The sequence below is a fragment of the [Mycobacterium] manitobense genome (genome assembly GCF_025821665.1).
GTDB lineage: Bacteria > Actinomycetota > Actinomycetes > Mycobacteriales > Mycobacteriaceae > Mycobacterium > Mycobacterium arseniciresistens.
The window spans coordinates 1-1738 of the sequence record NZ_JACKSJ010000225.1 but is presented as its reverse complement, the minus strand read 5'-3'; the positions used below and the strand labels follow the sequence as shown (position 1 = coordinate 1738).

At 73.3% G+C, this 1738-nt stretch carries 2 protein-coding genes and 1 pseudogene; 2 read left to right on the top strand and 1 reads right to left on the bottom strand.

The window, feature by feature from the left end:
* Window positions 1-309 (bottom strand): annotated as a pseudogene (locus H7I41_RS24475) (hypothetical protein); the annotation flags it as partial.
* 213 nt (window positions 310-522) lie between these two features.
* Between H7I41_RS24475 and H7I41_RS24470 the strand changes: the two are divergent.
* Together H7I41_RS24470 and H7I41_RS24465 are read left to right on the top strand one after the other, a co-directional pair.
* Complete coding sequence (locus tag H7I41_RS24470) at window positions 523-1179, top strand: DUF6474 family protein (protein WP_264015215.1); 657 nt, start codon at window positions 523-525, stop codon at window positions 1177-1179.
* 5 nt (window positions 1180-1184) lie between these two features.
* Window positions 1185-1712, top strand: coding sequence for a copper resistance CopC family protein (locus H7I41_RS24465; protein ID WP_264015214.1), 528 nt, complete (start codon window positions 1185-1187; stop codon window positions 1710-1712).
* The last annotated feature ends 26 nt before the right edge of the window (window positions 1713-1738 follow it).

The following is a 1738-nucleotide window of genomic DNA, read 5'->3' as shown; positions in this document are numbered from 1 at the left end:
GCCGGGTCCGCGCGGGTCGTCGTCGCCGCGCCCGGGGCCCCTCGGGCCGTCGTCGCCCCGATCGGGGTCGCCCGGCCGGCCCGGGCGGTCGGGGCCGTCGCGATCAGGTCCGGGGCGATCGGGTCCGTCGCGACCGGGCCGGTCGCCGCGGTCGGCGCGGTCATCACCGCGGGAGTCCTGCGACTGGCGGTCGGCACCGCCGCGGCCCTGATCGGGCCCGGCAAATGCCATCGCTCCGCCGAGACCCGTGAGGAACAGGCCGGAAGCCACCAGCCCGGCCGACGTGGCGACGCGAACGCGCGATCCCACTCCGCCACCACCCCTCGTAGCCCCGCCCGCCGGCCTCTCTGGCGGTCCACCGATTGTCGCATAATCCGTGGTCACGGTTTGCTACTGCAACTAATAGGCCCAGCCGCCCGCAGGGGCGCGGCAGGGCGGCGATGTGCTCGAACGATACTGTTGTTCCGCGGCGATGTGGCCGCACGCGCATCCAGTGACGAATCAACCGGGAGGCACGCCGGGATGGCCCTGTTCAAGCGACGCAAGAGCCGCGCTACCCGCCGGGCCGAGGCCCGGGCCATCAAGGTGAAGGCCAAGATGGAGGCCAAGCTCTCCGCCAAGAACGAGACGCGCCGGATCAAGGCCGCCAACAAGGCCGAGACGCGGGCGCTGAAGGCTCAACTGCGCGCTCAGCGCGACAGCGACCGGGCAGCCCTGCGAGTTGCTGAGACACAGCTCAAAGCCGCCAGGGAGGGCAAGCTGTTCTCCGCCACGCGTATTCGGCGGGTGCTGACCGTGGCGCGTTTGCTGGCACCGATCGCCGTTCCGATTGTGTACCGGGCGTCGATCGCCGCACGCGGGCTCGTCGACGAGCGGCGCGCCGACCGGCTGGGCGTCCCACTCAGCCAGCTCGGCCAGTTCTCCGGGCACGGCGCCGAACTGTCGGCCCGCATCGCCGGCGCGGAGCAGTCCCTGCGGCTGGTCGCCGAGAAGAAGCCCAAGGACGCGGAGACCAAACAGTTCGTCGCCGCGATCACCGAGCGGCTCAGCGATCTGTCGGCCGCGGTGACCGCCGCCGAGAACATGCCGTCGACGCGCAGGCGGTCCGCTCACTCGGCCATCGCCACGCAGCTCGACGGGATCGATGCCGACCTGATGGCTCGCCTGGGCGTCGTCTGACGACCATGCCGCACCCGCCGACGCGCCTGCGGGTGCTCACTGCCCTGGTGACCGTCGTGCTGGCCGCGCTGGCCCTGGCGGGCGCGGGGCCTGCCGCCGCGCACGCGGCCCGCGTCGCCGCCGATCCCGCCGAGGACACGGTGCTCACCGCGTCGCCGCAGCGGGTGACGGCGACGTTCAACGAACCGATGCAGAAGGCGTTCGCGGCGATGACCGTCGTCGGCCCGGACGGAAACCTCTGGTCGACGGGTGAGCCCGAGGTCGCCGATGCCCTGGTGAGCGTGGGTGTGCGCCCGTTGGGGCCGGCCGGCGACTACACCGTGAACTACCGGCTGACCTCGGCCGACGGCCACGTGGTGACCGGCTCCTGGTCCTTCGCGCTAGACGTGGCAGGCACCGGGACACCCGGCCCGTCGGCGACCGCCACCCCGGCCGCACCGCCCGATCGCGGCGTTCCCGTCTGGCCGTTCGTGGTGGTCGGCGCGCTGATCGTCGCCGCGGGCGTGTGGTGGGCGGTGCGGCGCCGGACGTGACCGCTCCCGCGATCGCCGGCGGTCGC

Coding starts and splice junctions, on each gene's coding strand:
- H7I41_RS24470 (WP_264015215.1), top strand. CDS start 523: ATGGCCCTGTTCAAGCGACGCAAGAGCCGCGCTACCCGCCGGGCCGAG.
- H7I41_RS24465 (WP_264015214.1), top strand. CDS start 1,185: ATGCCGCACCCGCCGACGCGCCTGCGGGTGCTCACTGCCCTGGTGACC.